Genomic DNA, 25,657 nt, shown 5'->3' with positions numbered 1-25,657 from the left:
GGAAAGAACATGCACAGACTTATTTATTTAGATAATGCGGCGACAACAAAAACAGCGCCGGAGGTAGTAGAGGCGATGCTTCCGTATTTTACAGAAAATTATGGGAATCCATCCAGCGTTTATAGTTTTGCGGCAAAAAATAAAGATGCGATTACAAGACAACGCGAGATTATTGCAGACGCACTAGGTGCAAGTGCAAATGACATTTATTTTACTGCAGGCGGTTCCGAAGCAGATAACTGGGCGCTGAAAGCAACAGCAGAGGCTTACAAAAATAAAGGGAATCATATTATAACAACGAAGATTGAACATCATGCAATTCTTCACACAGGCGATTATCTGGAGAAAAATGGATATGAAGTGACATATTTGGATGTGGATGAGAATGGCGTGGTAAAACTGGAAGAACTGAAAGCGGCAATCAGACCTACGACTATTTTGATTTCTGTGATGTATGCTAATAATGAGATTGGAACGATTCAGCCAATCAAAGAGATCGGTGCAATTGCACATGAACATGGGATTTTATTCCACACAGATGCTGTTCAGGCATTTGGGCAAGTGCCGATCAATGTAGACGAATGTCACATTGATATGCTGAGTGCAAGCGGGCATAAGTTAAACGGTCCAAAAGGGATTGGATTTTTGTATATCCGAAAAGGAGTAAAGATTCGTTCTTTTGTACACGGAGGAGCGCAGGAGAGAAAACGTCGTGCAGGAACAGAGAATGTACCTGGAATTATCGGACTTGGAACAGCGGTTGAAAGAGCAGTTCGCACAATGAAAGAGCGTACGGCAAAAGAGATTGAATTGAGAGATCATTTGATTGAACGTGTGCTTGCGGAGATTCCGTACTGCAGACTGAATGGACATAGAACTGACCGCCTTCCGAACAATGCAAATTTCAGTTTTCAGTTTATTGAAGGGGAATCGCTTTTGATTATGCTCGACATGAAAGGAATTTGCGGTTCCAGTGGATCAGCCTGTACATCAGGGTCTTTGGATCCGTCGCATGTTCTTTTGGCAATCGGTTTGCCACATGAAATCGCGCATGGATCGTTAAGACTGACATTGAGCGAAGAGACAACAAAAGAAGAGATTGACTATGTGGTAGATTGTCTGAAAGAGATTGTGGCACAGCTTCGCAGCATGTCGCCACTGTATGAAGATTTTGTAAAAAAACAGAAATAATAAAAATGAATAAAAGGAGAATTAGATATGTATACAGAAAAAGTAATGGATCATTTTCAAAATCCAAGAAACGTAGGAGAAATTGAAAACGCCAGTGGTGTTGGTACAGTAGGGAACGCAAAATGTGGAGATATTATGAGAATCTATCTTGACATCGATGACAACCAGATTATTCAAGATGTGAAATTCAAAACATTTGGTTGTGGAGCAGCGGTTGCTACAAGCAGTATGGCGACAGAACTTGTAAAAGGAAAAAGCATCTACGATGCACTTCAAGTCACAAACAAGGCGGTTATGGAAGCGCTGGACGGACTTCCACCGGTAAAAGTACATTGTTCACTGCTTGCAGAGGAAGCAATCCATGCTGCGCTTTGGGATTACGCAGAAAAACACGGAATTAAAATTGAAGGTTTGGAAAAACCAAAATCAGATATTCATGAAGATGAAGAAGAGGAAGAAGAATACTAAGAGATAGAACAGAGGGAGCCAGATGGAAAAAAAGAAAGTAGTTGTCGGAATGTCGGGCGGTGTAGACTCATCAGTTGCGGCGTATCTTTTAAAAGAACAAGGATATGATGTGATCGGCGTGACGATGCAGATTTGGCAGGATGAAGACAGAGTCATACAGGAAGAAAATGGAGGATGCTGCGGTTTGACAGCGGTAGATGATGCCAGAAGAGTTGCAAGTGATTTGGGGATTCCTTATTATGTTATGAATTTTAAGAAAGAGTTCAAAGAAAATGTAATTGACTATTTTGTTGATGAATATTTGAATGGAAGGACACCAAATCCATGTATTGCATGTAACCGCTATGTGAAGTGGGAGTCGCTCCTGAAAAGAAGTATGGATATCGGAGCAGATTATATTGCAACAGGTCATTACGCCAGAATTGAAAAACTTCCCAATGGAAGATATAGCCTGAGACGTTCAGCCACACTCGCAAAAGATCAGACATATGCACTTTATAATCTGACACAGGAGCAGTTGAAGAGAACGCTGATGCCGGTCGGTGCTTATGCGAAAGAGGAAGTGCGGGAAATTGCAGAAAAAATTGGGCTTCGAGTGGCGAATAAACCAGACAGTCAGGATATTTGTTTTGTGCCCGACGGAAATTATGCGGAATTTATCGAGGAGACAATTGAGAAAAAGATTCCAGAAGGAAATTTTGTGTTGTCGGATGGAACTGTTGTCGGAAGACATAAAGGAATTACCCATTATACAGTTGGACAGAGGAAGGGACTTGGTCTGTCGCTTGGACATCCTGTTTTTGTCTTGGAGATCCGCCCGGAGACGAATGAAGTTGTGATTGGCAGCAATGAGGAATCACTTACGTATACATTGCGGGCAAATCAATTGAATTTTATGTCCATTGAAGATTTGAAAGAGGGAGAGAAAATCCGTGTATTTGCCAAAATACGCTATAATCACAAAGGTGCTTGGTGCGAAGTGGAATGTACTGAAGAGGACGAGGTACGTTGTACATTTGAAGAGCAGCAAAGAGCTGTGACACCGGGGCAGGCTGTTGTTTTTTACGATGGGGATTATGTTCTTGGCGGGGGTACGATTATAGGAGAATAGAATATGATAAAAGCAGATTTTCATATGCACACATCGTTTTCGTTTGATTCGGAGACGATGCCGGAAAAAATGGTTGAAGAGGCAATAAGAATGGGACTTAAGACAATCTGTTTTACGGATCATCAGGATTTTGACTTTCCGGGAGAAGAAACTCCCTTCTTATTTGATACTGCTACCTATTTTCGGAAAATGAAAAAACTACGGGAAATGTATCGGGACAAGATTGATATTCGAATTGGTGTGGAAATTGGACTTCAACCGCATTTGGGAAATGCATATAAAGAGTATGTCTCGTCGTATCCGTTTGACTTTGTGATCGGATCTGTACACGTTGTGAATCAGATGGATCCGTATTACGGAGAGTTTTTTGAAGATAAGACAGATTCAGAAGCTTACCGGCAGGCGTTTTTGGAGACACTGACGGACATTCGGGCAATTAAAGATTTTGATGTATTGGGGCACATTGACTATATTGTCCGATATGGAAAAGAAAAAGAAAAATATTATTCTTATACAAAATTTTCGGATGAAATTGACGAAATTTTAAAATATTTGATTGCACATGGAAAAGGAATTGAGCTCAATACAGCAGGGTTTAAATATGGATTGGGATTTTGCCATCCGCATCCTGAGATTTTAAAAAGATACTGCGAGCTTGGAGGAGAAATCATCACAATCGGGGCAGATGGACATAAGCCTGAACATATTGCATATGATTTTGAAAAGGTGGCTCCGATCCTGAGAGAATGTGGCTTCAAATATTATACAGAATTTAAAGAAAGAAAGCCAGTTTTTAAGCAACTTCCATAAAATTCAAAAATAGACTTGAATTTTTGTACTATCTTTAGTACAATCTTAAATAGGTTGATGATTCTTTAACATAGTAAAGAATATCACTATAGACGCTGTGAAACAGTAATTAATAATTAATTAAACTTTAGGAGGAATTAATCATGGCAGTAAAAGTAGCGATTAATGGATTTGGACGTATTGGACGTCTTGCATTCAGACAAATGTTCGGAGCAGAAGGATATGAAGTAGTTGCAATCAACGACTTAACATCTCCAAAAATGTTAGCTCACTTATTAAAATACGATTCATCTCAGGGAAAATACGCTTTAGCTGATAAAGTAACAGCAGGTGAAGATTCTATCACAGTAGATGGAAAAGAAATCAAAATTTATGCAAAAGCAAACGCTGAAGAACTTCCATGGGGAGAAATCGGTGTTGACGTTGTATTAGAATGTACAGGATTCTATACATCAAAAGCAAAAGCAGAAGCTCATATCAAAGCAGGTGCAAGAAAAGTTGTTATCTCAGCTCCAGCAGGAAATGACCTTCCAACAATCGTTTACAATGTAAACCATGACACATTAAAACCAGAAGATACAGTAATTTCAGCAGCTTCTTGTACAACAAACTGCTTAGCACCAATGGCTGACGCATTGAACAAATTAGCTACAATCAAATCTGGTATCATGTGCACAATTCATGCTTACACAGGTGATCAGATGACACTTGATGGACCACAGAGAAAAGGTGATTTAAGAAGATCTCGTGCAGCAGCTGTTAATATCGTACCTAACAGCACAGGTGCAGCAAAAGCAATTGGTTTAGTTATTCCGGAATTAAATGGAAAATTAATCGGATCTGCTCAGCGTGTTCCAACACCAACAGGATCTACAACAATCTTAACAGCAGTTGTTGAAGGAAACGTAACAGTTGATGAAATCAACGCAGCTATGAAAGCAGCAGCTAACGAATCTTACGGATACAACGAGGATGAAATCGTTTCAAGCGATATCGTTGGTATGAGATATGGTTCTTTATTCGATGCTACACAGACAATGGCTCTTCCATTAGACAATGGTACAACAGAAGTACAGGTTGTTTCTTGGTATGACAATGAAAATTCTTACACAAGCCAGATGGTAAGAACAATCAAATACTTCTCTGAATTAGCATAATGTTACATTGCATTTGATTCAGAATTATTTAAGATCCAAAAAGGGGTCCGGTCTTATTGGGGACCGGGCTCTTTTTTTAGAAATAATGGTACATATATGTATAGTTATTTCAATGATAAAATCATATTTTTAAGGAGGCAATACTATGCTTAACAAAAAATCAGTAGATGATATCAATGTAAAAGGGAAAAGAGTTCTTGTAAGATGTGACTTTAATGTGCCATTGATTGATGGGAAAATCACAGATGAGAACCGTCTTGTAGCTGCTCTTCCTACAATTAAAAAATTAATTGCAGACGGTGGAAAGGTTATTCTTTGTTCACATCTTGGAAAACCAAAGGGAGAGCCAAAACCAGAATTATCATTGGCGCCAGTTGCAGTGAGATTGTCTGAGTTATTGGGACAAGAAGTAAAATTTGCAGCAGATGCAACTGTTGTTGGTGAGAATGCGAAGGCTGCAGTAGCAGCAATGAATGACGGAGATGTTATCCTTCTTGAAAATACTCGTTACAGAGCAGAAGAAACAAAAAATGGAGAACAATTCAGCAAAGAGTTAGCTTCTTTATGTGATGTATTTGTAAATGATGCATTTGGTACAGCTCACAGAGCACACTGCTCAAATGTAGGTGTTACAAAATATGTAGATACAGCGGTTGTTGGTTACCTGATGCAAAAAGAAATTGATTTCTTAGGAAATGCAGTAAATAATCCGGAAAGACCATTCGTTGCAATTTTGGGTGGAGCGAAAGTATCAAGCAAGATTTCTGTAATCGAAAACTTACTTGACAAAGTAGACACATTAATCATCGGCGGTGGAATGTCTTACACATTCAGCAAAGCTATGGGCGGAAAAGTAGGTATCTCTTTATTAGAAGAAGATTACTGTGATTTTGCTTTAAACATGTTGAAAAAAGCAGAAGAAAAAGGTGTAAAATTATTACTTCCAGTAGACCATGTTGTTGCAGATGATTTCTCTAATGATGCAAATATTCAGGTTGTGAGCAGAGGAGAAATCCCGGATGGATGGGAAGGTCTTGATATCGGACCAGAGACAGCAAAATTGTATGCTGAAACTGTAAAAACAGCAAAAACAGTTGTATGGAATGGACCAATGGGATGCTTCGAGATGCCAAACTTTGCAAAAGGTACAGAGGCAGTAGCAAAAGCATTAGCTGAGACAGATGCAGTGACAATCATCGGTGGTGGAGATTCTGCAGCGGCAGTTAACCAATTAGGATACGGTGATAAGATGACACACATCTCTACAGGTGGCGGAGCTTCTCTTGAATTCTTAGAAGGTAAGGAGTTACCTGGGGTAGCAGCTGCTAACGATAAGTAATAGCATGCATATATGACAAAATGACTGCGTTAGATGCGGCTTGACGTACTTTTTTGTACGACGGCGCCGCATTGAACAGTTACAAATAATAAATGAAATAGTAATTGGGAGACGATAAAAATGGCAAGAAGAAAAATTATTGCAGGAAACTGGAAAATGAACAAAACTCCAAGTGAGACAGTTGCGTTGATCAACGAATTAAAACCTTTAGTAGCTACAGAAGATGCGGACGTAGTATTTTGTGTACCGGCAATCAGCATTATTCCAGCAATCGAGGCGGCAAAAGGAAGCAACATCGAAATCGGTGCTGAAAATATGTACTTCGAAGAAAGTGGAGCATATACAGGAGAGATCGCGCCAAATATGCTTACAGATGCTGGGGTGAAATATGTTATCATCGGACATTCTGAGAGACGTGAATACTTTGCAGAGACAGATGAAACTGTAAATAAAAAAGTAAAAAAAGCTTTCGAACATGGCATTACACCAATCGTTTGCTGTGGAGAGACATTAACACAGAGAGAACAGGGTGTTACAATTGATTTCATTCGTCAGCAGATTAAAATTGCTTTCTTGGATGTGACAGCAGATCAGGCTAAGACAGCGGTAATCGCTTACGAACCAATTTGGGCTATTGGAACAGGAAAAGTAGCTACAACAGAGCAGGCACAGGAAGTTTGTGCAGCAATCCGTAAATGCATCGGAGAAATCTATGATGAAGCTACAGCAGAAGCTATCCGTATTCAGTACGGTGGTTCTGTTTCAGCTGCAAGCGCTCCAGAGTTATTTGCTCAGGCAGATATTGACGGTGGACTTGTTGGTGGAGCATCGTTAAAACCAGATTTTGGAAAAATCGTAAATTACAAATAGTATTTGAAATTTAGTAACTAACAGGGAGTCATTGGCTGGAATGGTCGGTGACTCTTTGTTGTTTCCTGAAACAGAGTGGTACAAATTTTTAGAGGAGAGTGTGTTTAGAATGCGAAGAGTAGAAAGTATTAAGCAGACAACACAAAACAAGTTTTTGAACATGTACGAGCTAGATATGAAAAGTGATACAGGGAAGCACAGTACCTATTTTGTGGCATCCAGAGCAAAGACGATAGAAGAGTTGAAGATTAAGACAAGAGAAAACAAGACAGATGGAGTGATTATATATAGTGTCTATCGAGATGAAAAAGAGAAAAAAGAAAAACTGGTCTTAATTCGTCAGTATAGATGTCCTTTGGATGATTATATCTATGAGTTTCCGGCGGGACTTGTGGATGAAGGGGAAGACTTTAAGATGGCTGGCATGCGGGAACTAAAAGAGGAGACCGGACTTGATTTTCAACCGATTGATGCGGCGGATATGTATACAAAGCCGTATTTTACGACGATCGGCATGACAGATGAATCTTGTGGGACTGTGTATGGATATGCGAGCGGAGTTCCTTCCAAAGAAGGGCAGGAGGAGAATGAGGAGATTGAGATTGTGCTTGCAGATAAAGCGGAGGTGCGAAGAATCTTAAAGGAAGAGAATGTGGCAATTATGTGTGCATATATGCTCATGCATTTTTTAAATACACCAGAAGGACATGTATTTGATTTTTTACAGGAACGCATCTGAGCTGAGAAATTCATGGGTAAAAACTTGCAACGACAAGGAAAATCATGTAAAATAATTCAGGTAGGATAAAAGATAAAAGTTTAACATAAAGGAGAATGAAAAGATGAGTAAGAAACCAACAGTTTTAATGATTCTTGATGGATATGGTCTGAATGATAAGCATGAGGCAAATGCGGTATTTGAAGGTAAGACACCTGTAATGGATAAATTGATGGCAGAGTATCCGTTTGTAAAAGGAAATGCCAGCGGTATGGCAGTGGGACTTCCGGAAGGTCAGATGGGAAACTCAGAAGTTGGTCATTTGAATATGGGAGCAGGTCGCATCGTATATCAGGATTTGACAAAAATTACAAAGGCAATTCAGGATGGAGATTTCTTTGAAAACGAGGCATTGTTAGAAGCATGCAAAAACGCAAAAGAGCACGATTCAGCGCTCCATATGTTCGGACTAGTTTCAGACGGTGGAGTACACAGCCACAACTCTCACATCTATGGATTGTTAGAACTTGCAAAAAAACAAGGGCTTTCAAAAGTATATGTACACTGTTTCCTAGATGGACGTGATACACCGCCGGCATCTGGAAAAGACTATGTACAGGAATTAGCGGATAAGATGAAAGAAATCGGAGTAGGTGAGATTGCATCTGTAATGGGACGTTACTATGCGATGGACAGAGATAACAGATGGGATCGTGTAGAATTGGCATACAATGCAATGGTAAAAGGTGAAGGTGAGACTGCAGAGTGTGGACCATGCGCAGTTCAGGCGTCTTATGATGCAGAGAAAACAGATGAATTTGTGTTACCGACAGTGATTGTAAAAGATGGAGCGCCTGTTGCGACAATTAAAGAGAACGATTCTATTATCTTCTTCAACTTCAGACCGGACAGAGCAAGAGAAATCACAAGAACATTCTGTGATGACAACTTTGAAGGATTTGACAGAGGAGAAAGAGTTAAGACAACATTTGTATGCTTTACAGAGTATGATGTGACAATTGAGAATAAATTAGTTGCTTTCCATAAGACGGAGATTACAAATACGTTTGGTGAGTTCCTTGCAGTAAACGATATGACACAGGCAAGAATCGCTGAGACAGAAAAATATGCACATGTTACATTCTTCTTCAACGGCGGTGTCGAAGAGCCAAATAAGGGAGAAGACCGTATCTTGGTGAAATCTCCAAAGGTTGCTACGTATGACTTACAACCTGAGATGAGCGCATTTGAAGTGTGCGACAAGTTAGTAGATGCAATCAAATCTGAGAAGTATGATGTGATCATTATCAACTTTGCAAATCCGGATATGGTAGGACACACTGGTGTAGAAAATGCAGCAATTAAGGCAATTGAAGCAGTGGATACATGTGTGGGAAGAGCTGTTGAAGCAATCAAAGAAGTAGACGGACAGATGTTTATCTGTGCAGACCACGGAAATGCAGAGCAATTGGTGGACTATGAGACAGGAGAGCCATTTACAGCTCATACAACAAATCCGGTTCCGTTTATCTTAGTAAATGCAGATCCTGTATACAAATTAAGAGAAGGCGGATGTTTGGCAGATATTGCTCCGACATTGATTGAATTAATGGGAATGGAACAGCCAAAAGAAATGACAGGAACATCACTTCTTGTGAAATAATTATAGAGAACATAAAAGACCTTGCATGGAGCATGAAGCTTTGGCAAGGTCTTTTTTTGAAAAACGATTTAATTGTTTTTGCTTAAGTTTTTATTTGCAGTTGACAGCATCAATTTGATACGATTCAACTGGTTTACTTCGCTGGCACCCGGATCATAGTCGATGGCAACGACGTTTGCGAGCGGATAGCGTCGTCTCAGTTCTTTAATCACACCTTTTCCGACAACGTGGTTTGGAAGGCAGGCAAAGGGCTGCGTGCAGACAATGTTTGTTGTGCCGCTATGAATGAGTTCTAACATCTCTCCGGTTAAGAACCAGCCTTCTCCGGTTTGATTTCCGAGAGAAACAATATCTTTTGCCATATCTGCAAGGTCTGTAATCTTCGCTGGCGAATCAAAGTGCTTACTTTTCGCAAATGCTTTTGTGGCAGGGGCACGGAGCCATTCCAGTGCTTTGATTCCAAGATTTGCTTTGCGGGCAGTTGATTTTTTCATACCTAGTTTTTCTGCTTTAAAGTTACTGTTGTAGAAACAGTATAAGAAGAAATCCAGCAGATCAGGAACGACCGCTTCGGCACCTTCTTGTTCCAGCAGTTCTACAAGATAATTATTTGCCGCAGGAAGGAATTTTACAAGAATCTCACCAACGATTCCAACACGCGGCTTTTGGATATCCAACATCGGGAGATTGTCAAAGTCCTCAATAATCTCCTTGCACATTTTGCTGAATTCACGTCTGCCGGGATGTTTTTTCTGTACGAATGCAATGCATTTTTTCTTCCATTTTTCATGGAGAGCATTTGCAGAGCCAGGCACCGCTTCGTATGGGCGGACACGATAGAGTGCTCTCATGAAAATATCCCCAAATACGACAGCATACATTCCTTTTAAAGCGAGTGGGAGTGTAATCTTAAATCCAGGGTTTTCTTCCAACCCACTTAAATTGATGGAGATGACCGGAATATGTGCATAACCAGCCTTTTCCAATGCACGTCGGATAAATCCGATGTAGTTGGAAGCACGACATCCTCCGCCTGTCTGGGAAATGATCACGGCAATCTTATCTGTGTCATATTTTCCGGAAAGAATGGCCTCCATAATCTGACCGACTACCATCAAGGAGGGGTAGCAGGCATCGTTGTTTACATATTTTAATCCCACATTTACCGCGGATTTATTATCATTTGCAAGCACTTCAATATTGTAGCCGCAAGAGCGGAATGCGGGTTCTACAAGCTCGAAGTGAATCGGAGACATCTGCGGGCAAAGTATTGTGTAGTTTTTTCGCATCTCTTTCGTAAATGGAACCTTCACAATAGAGGATGGCTTAACCTCGCGTGAAGTATGTTTTTCTTCTCTGACACGGATGGCAGAAAGAAGAGAACGGATACGGATTCTGGCAGCACCTAAGTTATTCACCTCGTCGATTTTCAGTGAAGTGTAGATTTTGCCGGATTTTGTCAAAATATCTGCTACTGCGTCGGTTGTTACTGCATCCAAACCACAACCAAAAGAATTTAATTGAATCAGATCTAAATTATCTTTTGTCTTTACATAGTTAGCGGCTGCGTACAATCGTGAGTGGTACATCCATTGATCCATTACGATAAGCGGACGTTCTACTTTATGTAAGTGAGAGACAGAGTCTTCTGTCAGTACAGCGATTCCATAAGAATTGATCAGTTCCGGAATTCCATGGTGTACTTCAGGATCGATGTGGTATGGGCGCCCTGCCAGGACGATACCACGTTGACCGGTCTTATCCAAATATGCAATGGTTTCTTCTCCTTTTTTGCGAATGTCTTCGCGACATTTGGCGAGCTCTGTCCAAGCGAGGTGAACTGCCTGCCGGATCTCATCAGCCGGAATTGAAAATTCTCCAGAAAGCTCTTCAATCAGGCGGGTTGATAAGGTGTCTTCGCTTTTAAACGACATAAATGGATTCTTGAAATTAACCTTTCCGTTTGTGATCTCATCCATGTTGTTTTTTATGTTTTCGGCATAAGAAGTAACAATCGGACAGTTATAATGGTTGTTGGCATCTTCAAATTCCTGTCGTTCATAAGGAATACAAGGATAGAAGATAAAAGGAATCCCCTGCTGAATGAGCCATTCTACATGTCCGTGAGCAAGTTTTGCCGGATAACATTCGGATTCACTTGGGATTGATTCAATGCCAAGTTCGTAAATTTTTCGATTGGAAGCCGGAGAAAGTACTACGCGGAATTTCAAAGTGTTGAAAAATGTAAACCAGAACGGATAGTTCTCATACATATTCAGCACACGTGGAATGCCAACAGTTCCCCGGACTGCCTCGGATTCCTCAAGCGGCTGATAATTGAAATAACGTTGCATTTTATATGCAAACAAGTTCGGCATACCGTTGTCAGATTTTTCTTTTCCGAGACCGCGTTCACAGCGGTTACCGGTAATGAATTTGCGTCCGCCGCTGAATTTATTGATCGTCAGACGACAGTTGTTCGTACAGCCTTTACATTTTGCCATGCTGGTATTGTACTCTAGATGCTCAATCTCTTCAATGGAAAGCATCGTAGTTCCTTTGCATTCACTGAAACGTTCGCGCGCAATGAGAGCTGCGCCAAATGCCCCCATGATTCCGGCAATATCCGGTCGCACCGCCTGGCAGTCGGCGATTGTCTCGAAACTTCGAAGAACAGCATCATTATAGAATGTACCCCCCTGCACAACGATCCGCTTTCCAAGTTCAGAAGCATCGGATACTTTGATAACTTTAAACAGTGCGTTTTTGATAACAGAGTAGGCAAGTCCGGCAGAAATATCAGGGACGGAAGCCCCTTCTTTTTGCGCCTGTTTTACTTTTGAGTTCATAAATACGGTGCAGCGTGTGCCAAGATCGATTGGATGGTTGGCGAACAATGCTTCATGAGCGAAGTCTTCCACGCTGTAATTCAATGATTTTGCAAATGTCTCAATGAAAGAACCGCAGCCGGAAGAGCAGGCTTCGTTTAGTTGAACGCTGTCGACGGTCTGATTCTTAATTTTGATGCATTTCATATCCTGACCGCCAATGTCGAGGATACAGTCTACATCCGGCTCAAAGAAAGAGGCGGCATAATAATGAGATACCGTTTCCACTTCGCCTTCATCAAGAAGCAAAGCGGACTTGATCAGTGCTTCGCCATATCCGGTAGAGCAGGAGTGCGCAATCGTGACTCCTTCCGGAAGCTGACGGTAAATATCTTTGATTGCTGTGATTGTCGTACCAAGAGGATCCCCATCATTGCTGTGATAGAAGGAATAAAGTAAAGTTCCGTCTTCTCCGACTAAAGCAGCCTTGGTAGTAGTGGAACCGGCATCAATTCCAAGGAATGCTTTTCCTTTATAAGAGGCGAGATCAGCAACAGGTACTTGATGTTTTGCGTGTCTGCTTTGAAACTCATCATAGTCTGCTCTGCTCGAAAATAGTGGGGTGAGTCGTTCAACCTCAAAGTCCATATGGATATGTCCGGCAAGGCGCTCCTGCAACTCCTGAAGAGAAACACTCAGATCTCGCTTGGAGTTCAGTGCAGAACCAATTGCAGCAAACAGATGAGAATGTGTCGGAGCAATAATATGCTCATCATCTAATTTCAATGTTCGGATAAACGCCTCCCGCAATTCAGAAAGGAAGTGAAGAGGTCCCCCTAAAAAAGCGACATGCCCGCGGATTGGCTTCCCGCAGGCGAGTCCACTGATCGTCTGATTCACAACAGCCTGAAAAATAGAGGCGGACAAATCTTCTTTGGTAGCCCCTTCGTTGATCAATGGCTGAATATCAGATTTGGCAAATACGCCACAACGTGCAGCAATAGAATAGAGAGCTTTGTAGTTCTTTGCATATTCATTCAGACCGGTTGCGTCTGTCTGTAACAGAGAAGCCATCTGGTCAATGAAAGAACCGGTTCCACCGGCACAGATCCCATTCATGCGCTGTTCCACATTGCCCCCTTCGAAATAGATAATCTTTGCATCTTCTCCACCAAGTTCGATTGCGACGTCTGTCTGTGGAGCATAGTCTTGAAGTGCAGTAGATACTGCAATGACTTCCTGAACAAATGGTGTCTCTAAGTGTTTTGCAAGTGTCAGTCCACCGGAACCGGTGATGACCGGCGATACGTGGATGGCTCCCAGTTTGTAAATTGCACGTCCGAGCAAATCGGAAAGAGTCTCTTGAATATTTGCAAAATGACGCTCATAGTCAGAGAAGAGCACCTCGTTTTGCTCGTTCAAAATCGCAATTTTTACAGTAGTGGAACCGATATCAATTCCTAAAGTATATAAATTATTGTTACTCATATCTATCTCCTTTTTATGGATAAGAAACAGATAGTTTCTTATTAAAATGGATTTCGTTTTTTGACAACCTACATTATACGATAAGATGTCGAAAAACACAATTTGAAAATATGTGGAATATTTTAAGCTTTTAGGGTTGAGAAATTGTTAAAATTATGTAAATATAAATAGCCCGATTGACAAACTGAATTAGTAAGGATACAATTACTACTAGTTGTTGAGAAAGTAAAAATAATAATAAAGGAGCTATATTTTTATGAATTGGATTAGCAAGTTAGAACGGAAGTTTGGACGATATGCAATTCAGAATCTGATGTTTTATGTGATTGCGTTGTATACCGTTGGCTTTGCATTGAGTTTGGTTGCTCCGGAATTCTATTATCAGTATTTGTCACTGAACATAGAAGCGGTGTTTCACGGGCAGATCTGGAGGCTGGTTACATTTTTGATGCAGCCACCAAGTTCGAGTGCATTATTTATGGTGTTTGCACTGTATTTATACTATATGATCGGACGTCAGCTTGAATATGCATGGGGAGCTTTTCGGTTTAATCTATATTTTTTGACGGGTGTGCTGTTTCACATACTGGCAGCGATTCTCGTATATGTGATAACAGGAATATCATTCCCACTTGGGACGTTTTACTTGAACTTGTCACTGTTTTTTGCGTTTGCAGCGTTGTATCCGAACGAACAGTTCTTATTGTTTATGGTGATTCCGATTAAGGTGAAATATCTGGCGTGGCTGGATGCGGCCTATTTTGGATATGCGATTCTACAGGCATTTTTGCCGGCATATGGAGGAAGCGTATTTGGAATTGTCTATAAGGCAAATGCATTGGCTGCAGTGGTATCCATTTTGAATTTCCTGATTTTCTATGTTTCGACAAGAAATATGAAACGGTATTCGCCGAAGGAGGTTCGTAGGAAAAAGGCTTATAAAAAAGCAGTGCATGAAGCAAGAAGAGAGCAGCGCTATGAAGGTGGTGCAAAACATAAATGTGCAGTCTGCGGACGCACGGAACTTGATGACGAAAATTTGGAATTTCGCTATTGTTCAAAATGCAATGGGAACTACGAATATTGTCAGGACCATTTGTTTACGCATGAACATGTGAAATAGAAATAAAAAAGGCAGGAGAGAACGAGATGAAGAAGACAAAAATTATTTGTACCATGGGACCAAACACAAACGACAGGGAATTAATGAAAAAATTAGTCGAAAATGGAATGGACATTGCCCGTTTCAATTTCTCACATGGAGATCATGAAGAACAGAAAAGCAGAATGGATATGCTCAAAGCAATTCGTGAAGAAGCTGGAAAACCAATTGCGATTCTTTTGGACACAAAAGGACCGGAGATTCGTACAGGTGTGATAAAAGATGATAAAAAAGTGACACTTGTAGAGGGACAAAAATTCACATTAACTACAAAAGAAGTGGAAGGCGATGCAAATCGAGTTTCCATCACATATGAAGGTCTTGTAGAAGATGTTGAAATTGGAAAGAAAATTTTGATTGATGACGGCTTGATTGAGCTGGAAGTAAAGAATATTACAGATACGGATATTATTTGCCGTGTAATTAACGGTGGCGAACTGGGACAGAAAAAAGGTGTGAATGTGCCGAATGTACCGGTGAGACTTCCTGCACTGACAGAAAAAGACCGTCAGGATATTATTTTTGGTGTGGAACAAGGGGTTGACTTTATTGCGGCATCATTTGTGCGTTCGGCAGAAGGAGTGCTTGAGATCAAAGCACTGTTAAAAGAGTGTGGAGCACCACATCTTCCGGTTATTGCCAAGATTGAGAATGCAGAAGGAATCAAAAATATTGATGAGATCATCCGCTGTGCAGACGGAATCATGGTTGCACGTGGAGACTTGGGAGTTGAGATTCCGGCAGAAGAAGTTCCATATTTGCAGAAGATGCTGATTCAAAAATGTAACAGTAACTACAAGCCGGTTATTACAGCAACACAGATGTTGGATTCTATGATGAGAAATCCAAGACCGACAAGAGCTGAGGTGACAGATGTTGCCAATGCGGTATATGATGGAACAGATGCGGTGATGCTCTCAGGTGAGACTGCACAGGGAAAATATCCTTTAGAAGCACTGCAGATGATGGTTCATATTATCGAGAATACAGAAGAGCATTTGGATTATGAGACACTTCTTGGAAAAGCACAGGCACATCGCAAAAAAGGAATTTCCAGTGCAATTGGCTACTCATCTGTTGCAACAGCGGCAAGCCTGAATGCAAAATGTATCGTCACACCGACGGTATCCGGTGCAACAGCCAGAGTGGTATCAAAATTCAGACCGAAAGCACCGATTATCGGAGTGAGCCCAAGTGCGCTGACGCTTCGTAAAATGCAGCTTTACAGAGGTGTATATCCAATCAAATCAATTCAGTTGGAGACGACAGAAGATATTTGTGAAGAGGCTATCAATCTTGTGAGTGCAAAACAAATTGTAGAACCAGGAGACATTGTTGTATTGACAGCAGGAATTCCGGCAAGAAGCGAAGGAGTAGCAAAAGAAGGAATAAGCAACATGATGCGTATTGCAGTTGTAGAATAGGTACTCATATTACAGGGACAGGAGTTTTTAAGAACGCTTGTCCCTGATTGACATTTGCCCTGTCTATATGATACAATATTACAGATTACGGACAGGGTAGAATAGCCGAGACCACTGAAAAGGATATTTGTTCAAACAAAAAAGTATATTTTTCAGTAGTTTCGGAAAAACCCGTCCAATGTGTAAAAAAAGGAGAAGAATATGTTTAAAAAATTTGAGATGGAATTAGCTGGCAGAACACTTCGTGTAGATGTGGGAAGAGTTGCTGCTCAGGCAAATGGTGCAGCACTGATGCACTATGGGGAGACAGTTGTATTATCAACGGCGACAGCTTCAGAAAAACCGAGAGAAGGAATTGACTTTTTCCCACTCAGTGTTGAATATGAGGAAAAATTATATGCGGTAGGAAAGATTCCGGGAGGATTTAACAAAAGAGAAGGAAAAGCGTCTGAGAATGCAATCCTTACTTCACGTGTCATCGACAGACCGATGAGACCGTTGTTCCCGAAAGACTACAGAAATGACGTGACATTGAACAACTTGGTATTGTCTGTTGATCCGGATTGCAGCCCAGAACTGACAGCGATGTTAGGATCTGCAATCGCAACAGCAATTTCGGATATTCCGTTTGACGGACCGACTTCTACTACACAGGTTGGTATGATTGACGGAGAGTTCGTATTTAATCCGAATGCAGCTCAGAGAGCAGTATCTGATATGCAGCTTACAGTTGCCTCCACAAGAGACAAAGTAATCATGATCGAGGCAGGAGCAAATGAAGTTCCAGAAGCAAAGATGATCGAAGCTATTTTTGCAGCACATGAATTGAATCAGGAAGTAATCAAATTTATTGATACAATCGTTGCTGAATGTGGGAAAGAAAAACATGCTTACACAAGCTGTGCTGTCCCGGAAGAACTGTTTGCGGCTATGAAAGAGATTGTAACTCCAGAAGAGATGGAGGCAGCCGTATTTACAGACGAAAAGCAGGTGAGAGAAGAAAACTTGCGTGTAATCAGAGAAAAATTGGAAGAAGCATTTGCAGAAAATGAAGAATGGCTTGAAATTTTGGGAGAAGCATTGTATCAGTACCAGAAGAAAACAGTTCGTAAGATGATCTTAAAAGATCACAAACGTCCGGACGGAAGAGCAATCGATCAGATCAGACCGCTTGCTGCTGAGACAGACATCATTCCGAGAGTACATGGTTCTGCTATGTTTACACGTGGACAGACACAGATCTGTACAATCACAACACTAGCTCCTTTGTCAGAGGCTCAGAGAATTGATGGACTAGATGAGGCAGAGACTTCAAAAAGATATATGCATCACTATAACTTCCCGTCATACTCAGTTGGAGAGACAAAACCATCAAGAGGACCGGGACGCCGTGAGATTGGACATGGAGCGCTTGCGGAAAGAGCACTTGTGCCGGTACTTCCGACAGAAGAAGAATTTCCATACGCAATTCGTACTGTTTCTGAGACATTTGAGTCAAATGGTTCTACTTCACAGGCAAGTATCTGTGCATCTAGTATGTCACTGATGGCGGCAGGTGTACCGATCAAATCAGCTGTTGCAGGGATCTCAGCAGGTCTTGTAACAGGTGATACAGACGATGATTATCTTGTGCTTACAGATATTCAGGGATTAGAAGATTTCTTTGGAGATATGGACTTTAAGGTTGCAGGTACGCACAAAGGTATCACAGCAATTCAGATGGATATCAAGATTCATGGTTTGACAAGACCGATCATTGAAGAAGCGATTGCTCGCACAAAACAGGCAAGAACTTATATCTTAGATGAGGTAATGGCAAAGACGATTGAACAGCCAAGAGCGGAAGTTGGACCGTATGCGCCGAAGATTCGCCAGATGCAGATTGATCCTGCAAAGATTGGTGATGTTGTCGGACAGCGTGGTAAGACAATCAATGCAATCATTGAGCAAACAGATGTGAAGATTGATATCACAGATGAAGGTTCGGTATCTGTATGTGGTGTTGATGCACAGAAGATGGATGAGGCGATGAAGATGATTGCCACGATCGTGACAGATTTTGAGGCTGGGCAGGTATTTGAAGGAAAGGTTGTGAGCATCAAAGAGTTTGGCGCGTTTATCGAGTTTGCACCGGGAAAAGAAGGAATGGTTCACATTTCTAAGATTTCAAAAGAAAGAATCAAACATGTGGAAGATGTTCTTACGCTGGGAGACAAAGTAAAAGTAGTTTGTCTTGGAAAAGATAAGATGGGAAGAATCAGCTTTAGCATGAAAGATGTTGTAGAAGAATAAAAAGAAAAAGAAAAGTATTTTCGAAGTCGGAAATACTTTTCTTTTTTTGTACTAATTTTTATCTCTTTTCATATAATTTGTAAAGAGGTGGACAAAGATGCAAGATGAAAGAAGAAAACGACAGGTTGTACAGGTTCTTGCAAAGCCGATTGTACAATGTTTGGAAGAAGAACGAATATTGTTTGATCATATTCAGGAAATCAAACTCCGTATTGGGAAACCGTTGATCATCATATATCGGGGAAAAGAAAGAATGTGGAAAGATGTGATAGTCACAAAAGAGGAGATAAAGGAGACATTAGAGTACATCAGTAACTATTCGCTCTATGCCTATGAGCATGAATTAAAACAGGGATTTATTACAATTGAAGGAGGACACAGGGTGGGAATGGCAGGACAGGTAATTATGGAAGAGGGGAAGATAAAGAATTTGAAATATATATCTTCAATTAATTTACGAATATCGCATGAAGTGAAAAACTGTGCGGACAAAATATTTCCGTATATTACATACAACAAACAGATGTATCATACGTTGTTGATATCACCGCCAAGATGTGGAAAGACGACACTTCTTCGCGATATTATCAGGCAGGTGTCGGACGGAAATATGTGGGTGAAAGGCTGTACAGTGGGGGTTGTCGATGAACGTTCGGAACTGGGGGGCTGCTATCTTGGAAATCCGCAGAACGAGATGGGAGTGAGGACCGATATTTTAGATCGCTGCCCAAAAGCGGAAGGGATGATCATGTTGATTCGCTCGATGGCTCCACAAGTCATCGCGGTAGACGAAATTGGTGCTCAGGAGGATGTGCATGCAATTGAATATGCAATGCACTGTGGGTGCAAGATGTTGGCGACGGCACATGGATATTCAATGGAGGAAATACAAAGAAAACCAATTTTTGAAAAGCTGGTTCAAGAAAGACGGTTTGAGCGTTATGTGATTTTGAGCAATCGATATCAGATTGGAGGTATCGAGGCAGTCTATGGTGAGAATGGAAGCTTGCTCTATCAGGAAAAGTGAGTACGGAAGGTGGTGGAAGAATGCAAAGAATCATGGGAGCAATTCTGATTATTTTTGCAAGCGGAGGCATCGGAGTGACAAAAGGAATTGAACTACAAAAGTATTTGAGAGAACTAGAACAGCTAAAGCAGCTCTTTTGGATGCTGAAAAGAGAAATCCAATATACGAAAGCTCCTTTTTCAGAAGCGTTTTCTCACATTGGAAGGCGAATGGAAGGCGCGCAGGGTGAATGGCTGCTCTATTTGGCGAGACAGATAGAGGAAAAAGCAGGAGCTACCTTCTTTCAGTTGTGGACAGAGTCTATTGACCAATGTCTGATAAAGTCACAATTGAAAAGCAAAGATAAGGAGGAATTGAAAGCAATCGGAATGCAAATGGGATATTTAGATGAGCAGATGCAGCTAGGAACAATTGATTTGTATTTGGAACAGCTTTCATTTGTAATTGAAAAAGCGAGAGAGGAACTAGTTATGAAAAAGCGACTATGTAACTGTCTTGGAGTGATGGGGGGAATTTTCCTTGTAATTATTCTGATATAAGTGGAGGCGAAGATGAGTGTAAATTTAATTTTTAAAATTGCTGCTGTGGGAATATTAGTCTCGGTGCTGAGTCAGGTATTAAAACATAGTGGAAGAGAAGAACAGGCATTTCTGACAAGCTTTGCCGGACTTTTACTCGTGTTGTTTTGGATTGTTCCTTATATTTATGAACTATTTGAATCAATCAAGAGACTGTTTTCGTTATAGGGGTGTTTTCAATGAGTATTGTACAAGCAGGGGTTCTTGGAGTGATGGGGGCACTTCTTGCAGTCCAGTTCAAAAATGGAAAAACAGAATATGGAATTTATATAAGTGTGGCAATTAGTGTTTTTATCTTTTTAAGCATTGTTGGACAATTGGAAGAAATTATTGATACGATAAGGCAGATCAGCGGACATATTAACATGGATACCTCATATGTTGGCACCTTGATCAAAATGCTGGGTGTCACTTATATCGCAGAATTTGCTTCGGGAATCTGTCGGGATACCGGATATCAGACGATTGCTTCTCAGATTGAGATTTTTGGAAAACTGACCATTCTGGTCATGAGTCTTCCGGTTTTACTCGCCTTACTTCAGACGATACAGGAATTTTTGTCATGAGAGGGAAAGGAATAAGACTCTGTATTTTTATAGTCATTTTGGGTTGCTTTTTCTTTCCGAGAACGGTCCATGCGACAGAAATCCGAAACAAGGACGAGCAAGCTGAACTTCAGAAGGAAGCGGAGGAAACACTTTGGGAAGAATTTGAATTCTCAGAGATTGAAGATTTGCTGGATGATATTTTTCCGGAGAAGAAAACAGACTTTCAGGATCTGATAAAAGGGATGTTAAATGGAGAGACAGAACCCTCGCTGCAAGTGATTGGTGAAATGATATCAGATCAATTTTTTTACGAATGGAAGAGCAGCAAAGCCGGAATGGTTCATATTCTCCTTATTGTAATTGTGGCAGCAGTATTTACCAATTTTTCCAATGTATTTCAAAATAAACAGATATCGGAAATCAGCTTTTATGTTTTATATCTGCTTTTAATCACGATTGGGCTTAATTCGTTTCGTATTTTGATCGTGTCGGCAAGTGAGAATCTAGAGCGTCTGATCGGGTTTATGAAAGTCCTTGGACCTGTCTACTTTCTGGCAGTTGCTTTTGCAGCAGGAAGTAGCACTTCCATCTTGTTTTACAATCTGGTACTGCTCTTGATTTATCTGGTTGAACTTGTGATTTTAAATTTTTTGATTCCATTTGTACAAGTCTATATTGTGGTAAAAGTTATGAATAATTTGTCGGAGGAAGATTATCTTTCCAAATTTGCAGAGCTTTGCGAGACGGTGATTGCATGGACGCTAAAGACACTGCTTGCGGGCGTGACAGGGGTAAATATTATACAGGGACTTTTGAGTCCAGCAATTGACTCACTGAAAAGAAGTGTGGTGGGAAGAAGTGCGGAGGCGATACCGGTTGTTGGAGATGCGATTGGAGGGGTGACGGAGGTGATGTTAGGGACAGCGATATTGATTAAGAATGGGATCGGAGTTGCGGGAGCACTGGTCTGTATTGGAATCTGTCTGGTTCCGATTATTCAGATGGCAGTAGTGACTCTGCTGTATAAATTGATTGCCGCAATGATACAGCCTGTTTCGGATAAGAGAATAGTAGGCTGTATCAGCAGTATTGCAGATGGATCTCAGATGCTGCTTCGCATTATATTTACGACCGGGGTACTTTTTTTATTGACGATCGCAGTAGTGACGGCGACCACTATGGCAGGTTAGGAGGGAAAAATTGATTGCGTTTTTTTATCAATGGCTACAGAATATTGCATTTTATCTGATTCTGATTACAGCTATCATCCAAATTATTCCGAATCACAGCTATAAAAAGTATATTCGTTTTTTTACCGGATTGATTCTGATTGTGATGCTTTCAGAACCAATTATGAAAGCAATCGGAATGCAAACGACATTTTCGGAATTGTATCATAATGCCTCATATCAGCAAAAGATCAGAGAAATCGAAGAGGCAACCAAATATCTGGAGGGAATGTCACTTGAAGATGTAGGAAAAGAAGAGACAGATGAAATCGAAGTGGAGGAGATTCAGATTGAAAACTAAGTTTGAATGGAAACTAAAAAAAAATCAATTGATGCTCATGCTTTTGGTTGGGATTCTTCTGATTGTCATTGCAATGCCGGTAAAAAAAACAAAGACAAAAGATGTGCCTGTCGAGGCGGGAACAGAAAATAGTTACGAGGATGAGTACGAGGAAGCAGTGGAGAGAAAACTAGAAGAGGTGTTGCGGGAAGTAGAGGGGGTGGGAAACGTAAAGGTGATGGTGACGTTTCAGTCTTCATCGGAAAAAATTATTGAGAAGGATCAGGCAAAAAACAGTCAGACTGTCACAGAAAGCGACAAACAGGGAGGAAAACGTGAGACAAAGGAAGCGCAGGACAGTGAGACGACGGTGTACGACAGCGCATCCGGAGGTGAGCAGACACCATATGTCACAAAAGAAGTCAATCCAAAAGTGGAGGGGGTTGTTGTCATTGCAGAAGGGGGTGGAAATGCAGTTGTCATAAAAAATATTACAGAAGCAATCCAAGCATTATTTGATGTAGACACACATAAAATTAAAGTAATGAAACGAAATCAAACAAATTAGGAGGAGTTACATTTTGAAACGTCTATTCAAGAAAAACCAGATTATTATCACAACACTCGCGATTATGATTGCGGTTGCCGGATACCTGAATTATTCCGGCCGCATTTTTGGCGAGTCAGGAAAAGCAGAGGCGACAAATGGTGAACTTGCAAATCAGGAGCTGCTTGACATTACTTCGGAAGATGGAGCACAAGAAACTGCCGGTGATATTGAAAGTCAGGATCAGGAAGTGGCAGACGGAACGGTAGAAGGAACACCGGGAGAAGCAGTGCTTACCAATGGAGATGTGACAGGAGTTGTTGCGGAAGCGAAGGTGACAAGAGAGCAGGTGCGTGCAAAAAATAAAGAAACTTTGCTTGAGATTATAGATAATGCAAATTTGTCAGATGAACAGAAACAAGATGCGATCAACCAGATGATTGCGATGACGGAACTCGCCGAAAAAGAGGCGGCGGTCGAGACGATGCTTGCATCGAAAGGGTTTTCAGATACAGTAGTAAGTCTGACAGCAGAGACTGCTGATGTGGTAGTAAACAGTGCGGAACTGACAGATGCGAACCGTGCTCAGATTGAGGATATTATCACAAGAAAAGCAGAAATTGCTCCGGAAAATATTGTCATCACACCGATATACAGTAAAGACAGTGCGCAAAAAGGGGCAGAGAAAAATTCTGAGAATGAATAGATTTTTGTTTGCAGAGAGATATTACTTGTGATAGACTAAATAAGTATGTATAGAATAACAAAAAACAGGAGATTATTATGTCAGGAATTACAGATGAGATAAAGAAAAGAAGAACGTTTGCGATCATATCGCATCCCGATGCAGGAAAGACAACGTTGACGGAAAAGTTTTTATTATATGGTGGTGCAATCAATCAGGCAGGTTCGGTGAAAGGAAAAGCGACTGCCAAGCATGCGGTGTCGGACTGGATGGAGATTGAGAAAGAAAGAGGTATCTCGGTCACTTCCTCAGTGCTCCAATTCAACTACGGTGGATATTGCATCAATATTTTGGATACGCCGGGACATCAGGATTTCTCGGAAGATACGTATCGTACATTGATGGCGGCAGATTCTGCCGTCATGGTTATTGATGCATCGAAAGGTGTGGAGGCACAGACGAGAAAATTATTCAAGGTATGTGTGATGCGTCATATTCCGATTTTTACGTTTATCAATAAAATGGACCGTGAGGCAAGAGATACGTTTGATCTGTTAGACGAGATTGAAAAGGAACTTGGAATTGCGACATGTCCAGTCAATTGGCCGATTGGCTCCGGAAAGGAATTTAGAGGCGTATATGACAGGGAACACCGAGAGATAGAGTTATTTTCCGATACACGAAAAGGAACTTCTATCGGGGAAGTAAAAAAGATTGCATTGGACGATCCGTCAGTGGAGAAAATGATCAGTGAAGAACAGCTGGCTCAGCTTACGGATGAAGTGGAACTGTTAGACGGTGCGAGTGCGGAATTTGATATGGAACTTGTGAGCAAAGGAGAATTGTCGCCAGTATTTTTTGGCTCGGCTCTTACAAACTTTGGTGTGGAGACATTTCTTCAGCATTTTCTTCAGATGACAAGCTCTCCCCTCCCGAGAATCTCGGATAAAGGAGTTATTGATCCTATGACAGAAAAGGAATTTTCCGCATTTGTATTTAAGATTCAGGCGAATATGAATAAGGCTCACCGTGACAGAATCGCGTTTATGAGAATCTGTTCCGGAGAATTCGAAGCTGGAATGGATGTATTTCATATTCAGGGCGGGAAAAAAGTGAGACTTTCTCAGCCACAGCAGATGATGGCAAGTGAAAGAAAGATGATCGAAAAAGCATACGGTGGGGATATCATCGGTGTGTTCGATCCGGGAATTTTTTCAATTGGAGATACGCTTACCAATTCTCCTGAGAAATTTGCATATGAGGGAATTCCGACTTTTGCACCGGAGCACTTTGCCAGAGTACGCCAGGTGGATACGATGAAACGTAAGCAGTTCATCAAAGGAATCAATCAGATTGCACAGGAAGGTGCAATTCAGATTTTTCAGGAATATAATACTGGTATGGAGGAAATTATAGTAGGTGTGGTAGGTGTTCTGCAGTTCGATGTGTTAAAATATCGTTTGGAAAATGAATATAATGTGGAGATTCGAATGGATACGCTACCATATGAACATATCCGTTGGATCGAGAATAAAGAAATTGACTTGGATAAAATTGTGGGTACTTCTGATATGAAGAAGATTAAGGACTTAAAAGACAGACCACTTTTATTATTTGTGAACAGCTGGAGTATACGTATGACACTGGAGCGTAACGAGGGATTGGAGTTATCTGAGTTTGGAAAATAGTTTAGAAATTTCCCTATTTGCAAACGGATATAAATTTGTTATAATAACAAGAGATAATTCCATCTCTTGGAAAGAGAGGATAATCCAGACTAGGAGGTTTTGAATCATGGGAAAAGACGAAAGAAATAGCTATACAATAAAAACAGACGATAATCTTGGAGAAGTACAGATCGCAGATGAGGTTGTGGCGATTATTGCAGGACTTGCAGCTATGGAAGTGGAAGGTGTTGCTTCAATGGCAGGGAATGCAACAAGAGAGTTGATTAGTAAGCTTGGGATGAAATCCTTATCCAAAGGTGTGAAAGTGGATGTGTTGGAAGGAGTAGTAACAGTTATTCTGGCACTGAATTTGAAGTATGGCTACAGCATCATGGATGTTTCGGCGAAGGTACAGGAGAAAGTAAAAGCTTCGATTGAGAATATGACAGGCTTGACAGTCGCAGATGTGAATATCCGTGTGGCCGGAGTAGACATGGAAAGTTAGTCCTGCAAAGACTAGGAGGGGAAACAGAGTGGAGTTTTAGCTCCACTCTTTTTAGTTGCCAAGAGGGAAT

23 protein-coding genes are annotated in these 25,657 nt (G+C 41.0%); 22 read left to right on the top strand and 1 reads right to left on the bottom strand.

All coding sequences use genetic code 11. The annotated features are described in order from the left end of the window. Positions 1-9 precede the first annotated feature (9 nt). The 9 genes from nifS (at position 10) to gpmI (ending at position 9,327) form a co-directional block, all read left to right on the top strand. Complete coding sequence (nifS, locus tag ACTQXY_RS01055) at positions 10-1,191, top strand: cysteine desulfurase NifS (protein ID WP_441657917.1); 1,182 nt, start codon at positions 10-12, stop codon at positions 1,189-1,191. Between the two features lie 27 nt (positions 1,192-1,218). Further along, positions 1,219-1,659 (top strand): Fe-S cluster assembly scaffold protein NifU, encoded by a 441-nt coding sequence (gene nifU, locus ACTQXY_RS01050; protein WP_004613876.1) that lies wholly within the window; start codon positions 1,219-1,221, stop codon positions 1,657-1,659. Between the two features lie 22 nt (positions 1,660-1,681). Continuing rightward, positions 1,682-2,770 (top strand): tRNA 2-thiouridine(34) synthase MnmA, encoded by a 1,089-nt coding sequence (gene mnmA, locus ACTQXY_RS01045; protein ID WP_412362528.1) that lies wholly within the window; start codon positions 1,682-1,684, stop codon positions 2,768-2,770. A gap of 3 nt (positions 2,771-2,773) precedes the next feature. After that, the gene (locus tag ACTQXY_RS01040; RefSeq protein ID WP_441657916.1) at positions 2,774-3,580 is read left to right on the top strand and encodes a histidinol-phosphatase HisJ family protein; all 807 of its coding nucleotides are present in this window, start codon (positions 2,774-2,776) and stop codon (positions 3,578-3,580) included. Positions 3,581-3,723: 143 nt separating this feature from the next. Further along, the gene (gene gap, locus ACTQXY_RS01035; protein ID WP_004613873.1) at positions 3,724-4,737 is read left to right on the top strand and encodes a type I glyceraldehyde-3-phosphate dehydrogenase; all 1,014 of its coding nucleotides are present in this window, start codon (positions 3,724-3,726) and stop codon (positions 4,735-4,737) included. A gap of 145 nt (positions 4,738-4,882) precedes the next feature. Further along, complete coding sequence (locus ACTQXY_RS01030; protein ID WP_441657915.1) at positions 4,883-6,076, top strand: phosphoglycerate kinase; 1,194 nt, start codon at positions 4,883-4,885, stop codon at positions 6,074-6,076. A gap of 120 nt (positions 6,077-6,196) precedes the next feature. Beyond that, positions 6,197-6,946 carry a triose-phosphate isomerase gene (gene tpiA / locus ACTQXY_RS01025; RefSeq protein WP_441657914.1) on the top strand — a complete coding sequence of 250 codons (750 nt, stop codon included), beginning with the start codon at positions 6,197-6,199 and terminating at the stop codon, positions 6,944-6,946. 109 nt (positions 6,947-7,055) lie between these two features. Beyond that, a complete protein-coding gene (locus ACTQXY_RS01020) occupies positions 7,056-7,685 on the top strand; it encodes an NUDIX domain-containing protein (RefSeq protein WP_441657913.1) in 630 nt (209 codons plus the stop codon). 103 nt (positions 7,686-7,788) lie between these two features. Further along, positions 7,789-9,327 carry a 2,3-bisphosphoglycerate-independent phosphoglycerate mutase gene (gpmI, locus tag ACTQXY_RS01015; protein ID WP_441657912.1) on the top strand — a complete coding sequence of 513 codons (1,539 nt, stop codon included), beginning with the start codon at positions 7,789-7,791 and terminating at the stop codon, positions 9,325-9,327. A 68-nt stretch (positions 9,328-9,395) separates the two neighbouring features. Here the strand turns inward: gpmI and ACTQXY_RS01010 are convergent, their stop codons facing one another. After that, a complete protein-coding gene (locus tag ACTQXY_RS01010) occupies positions 9,396-13,643 on the bottom strand; it encodes an acyl-CoA dehydratase activase-related protein (protein WP_441657911.1) in 4,248 nt (1,415 codons plus the stop codon). 256 nt (positions 13,644-13,899) lie between these two features. On the opposite strand from ACTQXY_RS01010, the gene ACTQXY_RS01005 reads away from it, so the two are divergent. From ACTQXY_RS01005 to ACTQXY_RS00945, 13 genes are all read left to right on the top strand, one after another. Further along, positions 13,900-14,766 (top strand): DUF1751 domain-containing protein, encoded by an 867-nt coding sequence (locus ACTQXY_RS01005; RefSeq protein ID WP_441657910.1) that lies wholly within the window; start codon positions 13,900-13,902, stop codon positions 14,764-14,766. Between the two features lie 26 nt (positions 14,767-14,792). Further along, positions 14,793-16,229, top strand: coding sequence for a pyruvate kinase (gene pyk, locus ACTQXY_RS01000; protein WP_441657909.1), 1,437 nt, complete (start codon positions 14,793-14,795; stop codon positions 16,227-16,229). 201 nt (positions 16,230-16,430) lie between these two features. Further along, positions 16,431-18,521 carry a polyribonucleotide nucleotidyltransferase gene (locus tag ACTQXY_RS00995; protein WP_441657908.1) on the top strand — a complete coding sequence of 697 codons (2,091 nt, stop codon included), beginning with the start codon at positions 16,431-16,433 and terminating at the stop codon, positions 18,519-18,521. Positions 18,522-18,618: 97 nt separating this feature from the next. Then, positions 18,619-19,548: a stage III sporulation protein AA gene (gene spoIIIAA, locus ACTQXY_RS00990; RefSeq protein WP_441657907.1), complete on the top strand. Its 930-nt coding sequence runs from the start codon at positions 18,619-18,621 to the stop codon at positions 19,546-19,548. 20 nt (positions 19,549-19,568) lie between these two features. Next, entirely contained in the window at positions 19,569-20,087 is a 519-nt protein-coding gene (locus ACTQXY_RS00985) for a stage III sporulation protein SpoIIIAB (RefSeq protein WP_441657906.1), read from the top strand. A gap of 12 nt (positions 20,088-20,099) precedes the next feature. Further along, positions 20,100-20,294: a stage III sporulation protein AC gene (spoIIIAC, locus tag ACTQXY_RS00980; protein WP_022250933.1), complete on the top strand. Its 195-nt coding sequence runs from the start codon at positions 20,100-20,102 to the stop codon at positions 20,292-20,294. 11 nt (positions 20,295-20,305) lie between these two features. Further along, positions 20,306-20,692 carry a stage III sporulation protein AD gene (gene spoIIIAD / locus ACTQXY_RS00975; RefSeq protein ID WP_441657905.1) on the top strand — a complete coding sequence of 129 codons (387 nt, stop codon included), beginning with the start codon at positions 20,306-20,308 and terminating at the stop codon, positions 20,690-20,692. Next, the gene (locus tag ACTQXY_RS00970; protein ID WP_441657904.1) at positions 20,689-21,864 is read left to right on the top strand and encodes a stage III sporulation protein AE; all 1,176 of its coding nucleotides are present in this window, start codon (positions 20,689-20,691) and stop codon (positions 21,862-21,864) included. Before spoIIIAD ends, ACTQXY_RS00970 begins: the two co-directional genes overlap by 4 nt. A gap of 10 nt (positions 21,865-21,874) precedes the next feature. Then, positions 21,875-22,204 (top strand): stage III sporulation protein AF, encoded by a 330-nt coding sequence (locus ACTQXY_RS00965; protein WP_004613859.1) that lies wholly within the window; start codon positions 21,875-21,877, stop codon positions 22,202-22,204. Next, on the top strand, positions 22,194-22,751 hold the full coding sequence (locus ACTQXY_RS00960; protein ID WP_441657903.1) for a SpoIIIAG-related protein: 558 nt from the start codon (positions 22,194-22,196) through the stop codon (positions 22,749-22,751). The genes ACTQXY_RS00965 and ACTQXY_RS00960 overlap by 11 nt, the downstream gene beginning before the upstream one ends. Positions 22,752-22,764: 13 nt before the next feature. Further along, entirely contained in the window at positions 22,765-23,436 is a 672-nt protein-coding gene (locus ACTQXY_RS00955; RefSeq protein ID WP_441657902.1) for a SpoIIIAH-like family protein, read from the top strand. Between the two features lie 77 nt (positions 23,437-23,513). Continuing rightward, positions 23,514-25,103 (top strand): peptide chain release factor 3, encoded by a 1,590-nt coding sequence (locus tag ACTQXY_RS00950; protein WP_441657901.1) that lies wholly within the window; start codon positions 23,514-23,516, stop codon positions 25,101-25,103. Positions 25,104-25,209: 106 nt separating this feature from the next. After that, entirely contained in the window at positions 25,210-25,587 is a 378-nt protein-coding gene (locus ACTQXY_RS00945) for an Asp23/Gls24 family envelope stress response protein (RefSeq protein WP_441657900.1), read from the top strand. Positions 25,588-25,657 lie beyond the last annotated feature (70 nt).

Origin of the sequence: Faecalimonas sp. LCP19S3_D12 (genome assembly GCF_052121495.1) — a bacterium.
Classification (GTDB): domain Bacteria; phylum Bacillota; class Clostridia; order Lachnospirales; family Lachnospiraceae; genus Faecalimonas.
This window is presented reverse-complemented; position numbering and strand designations above follow the sequence as displayed.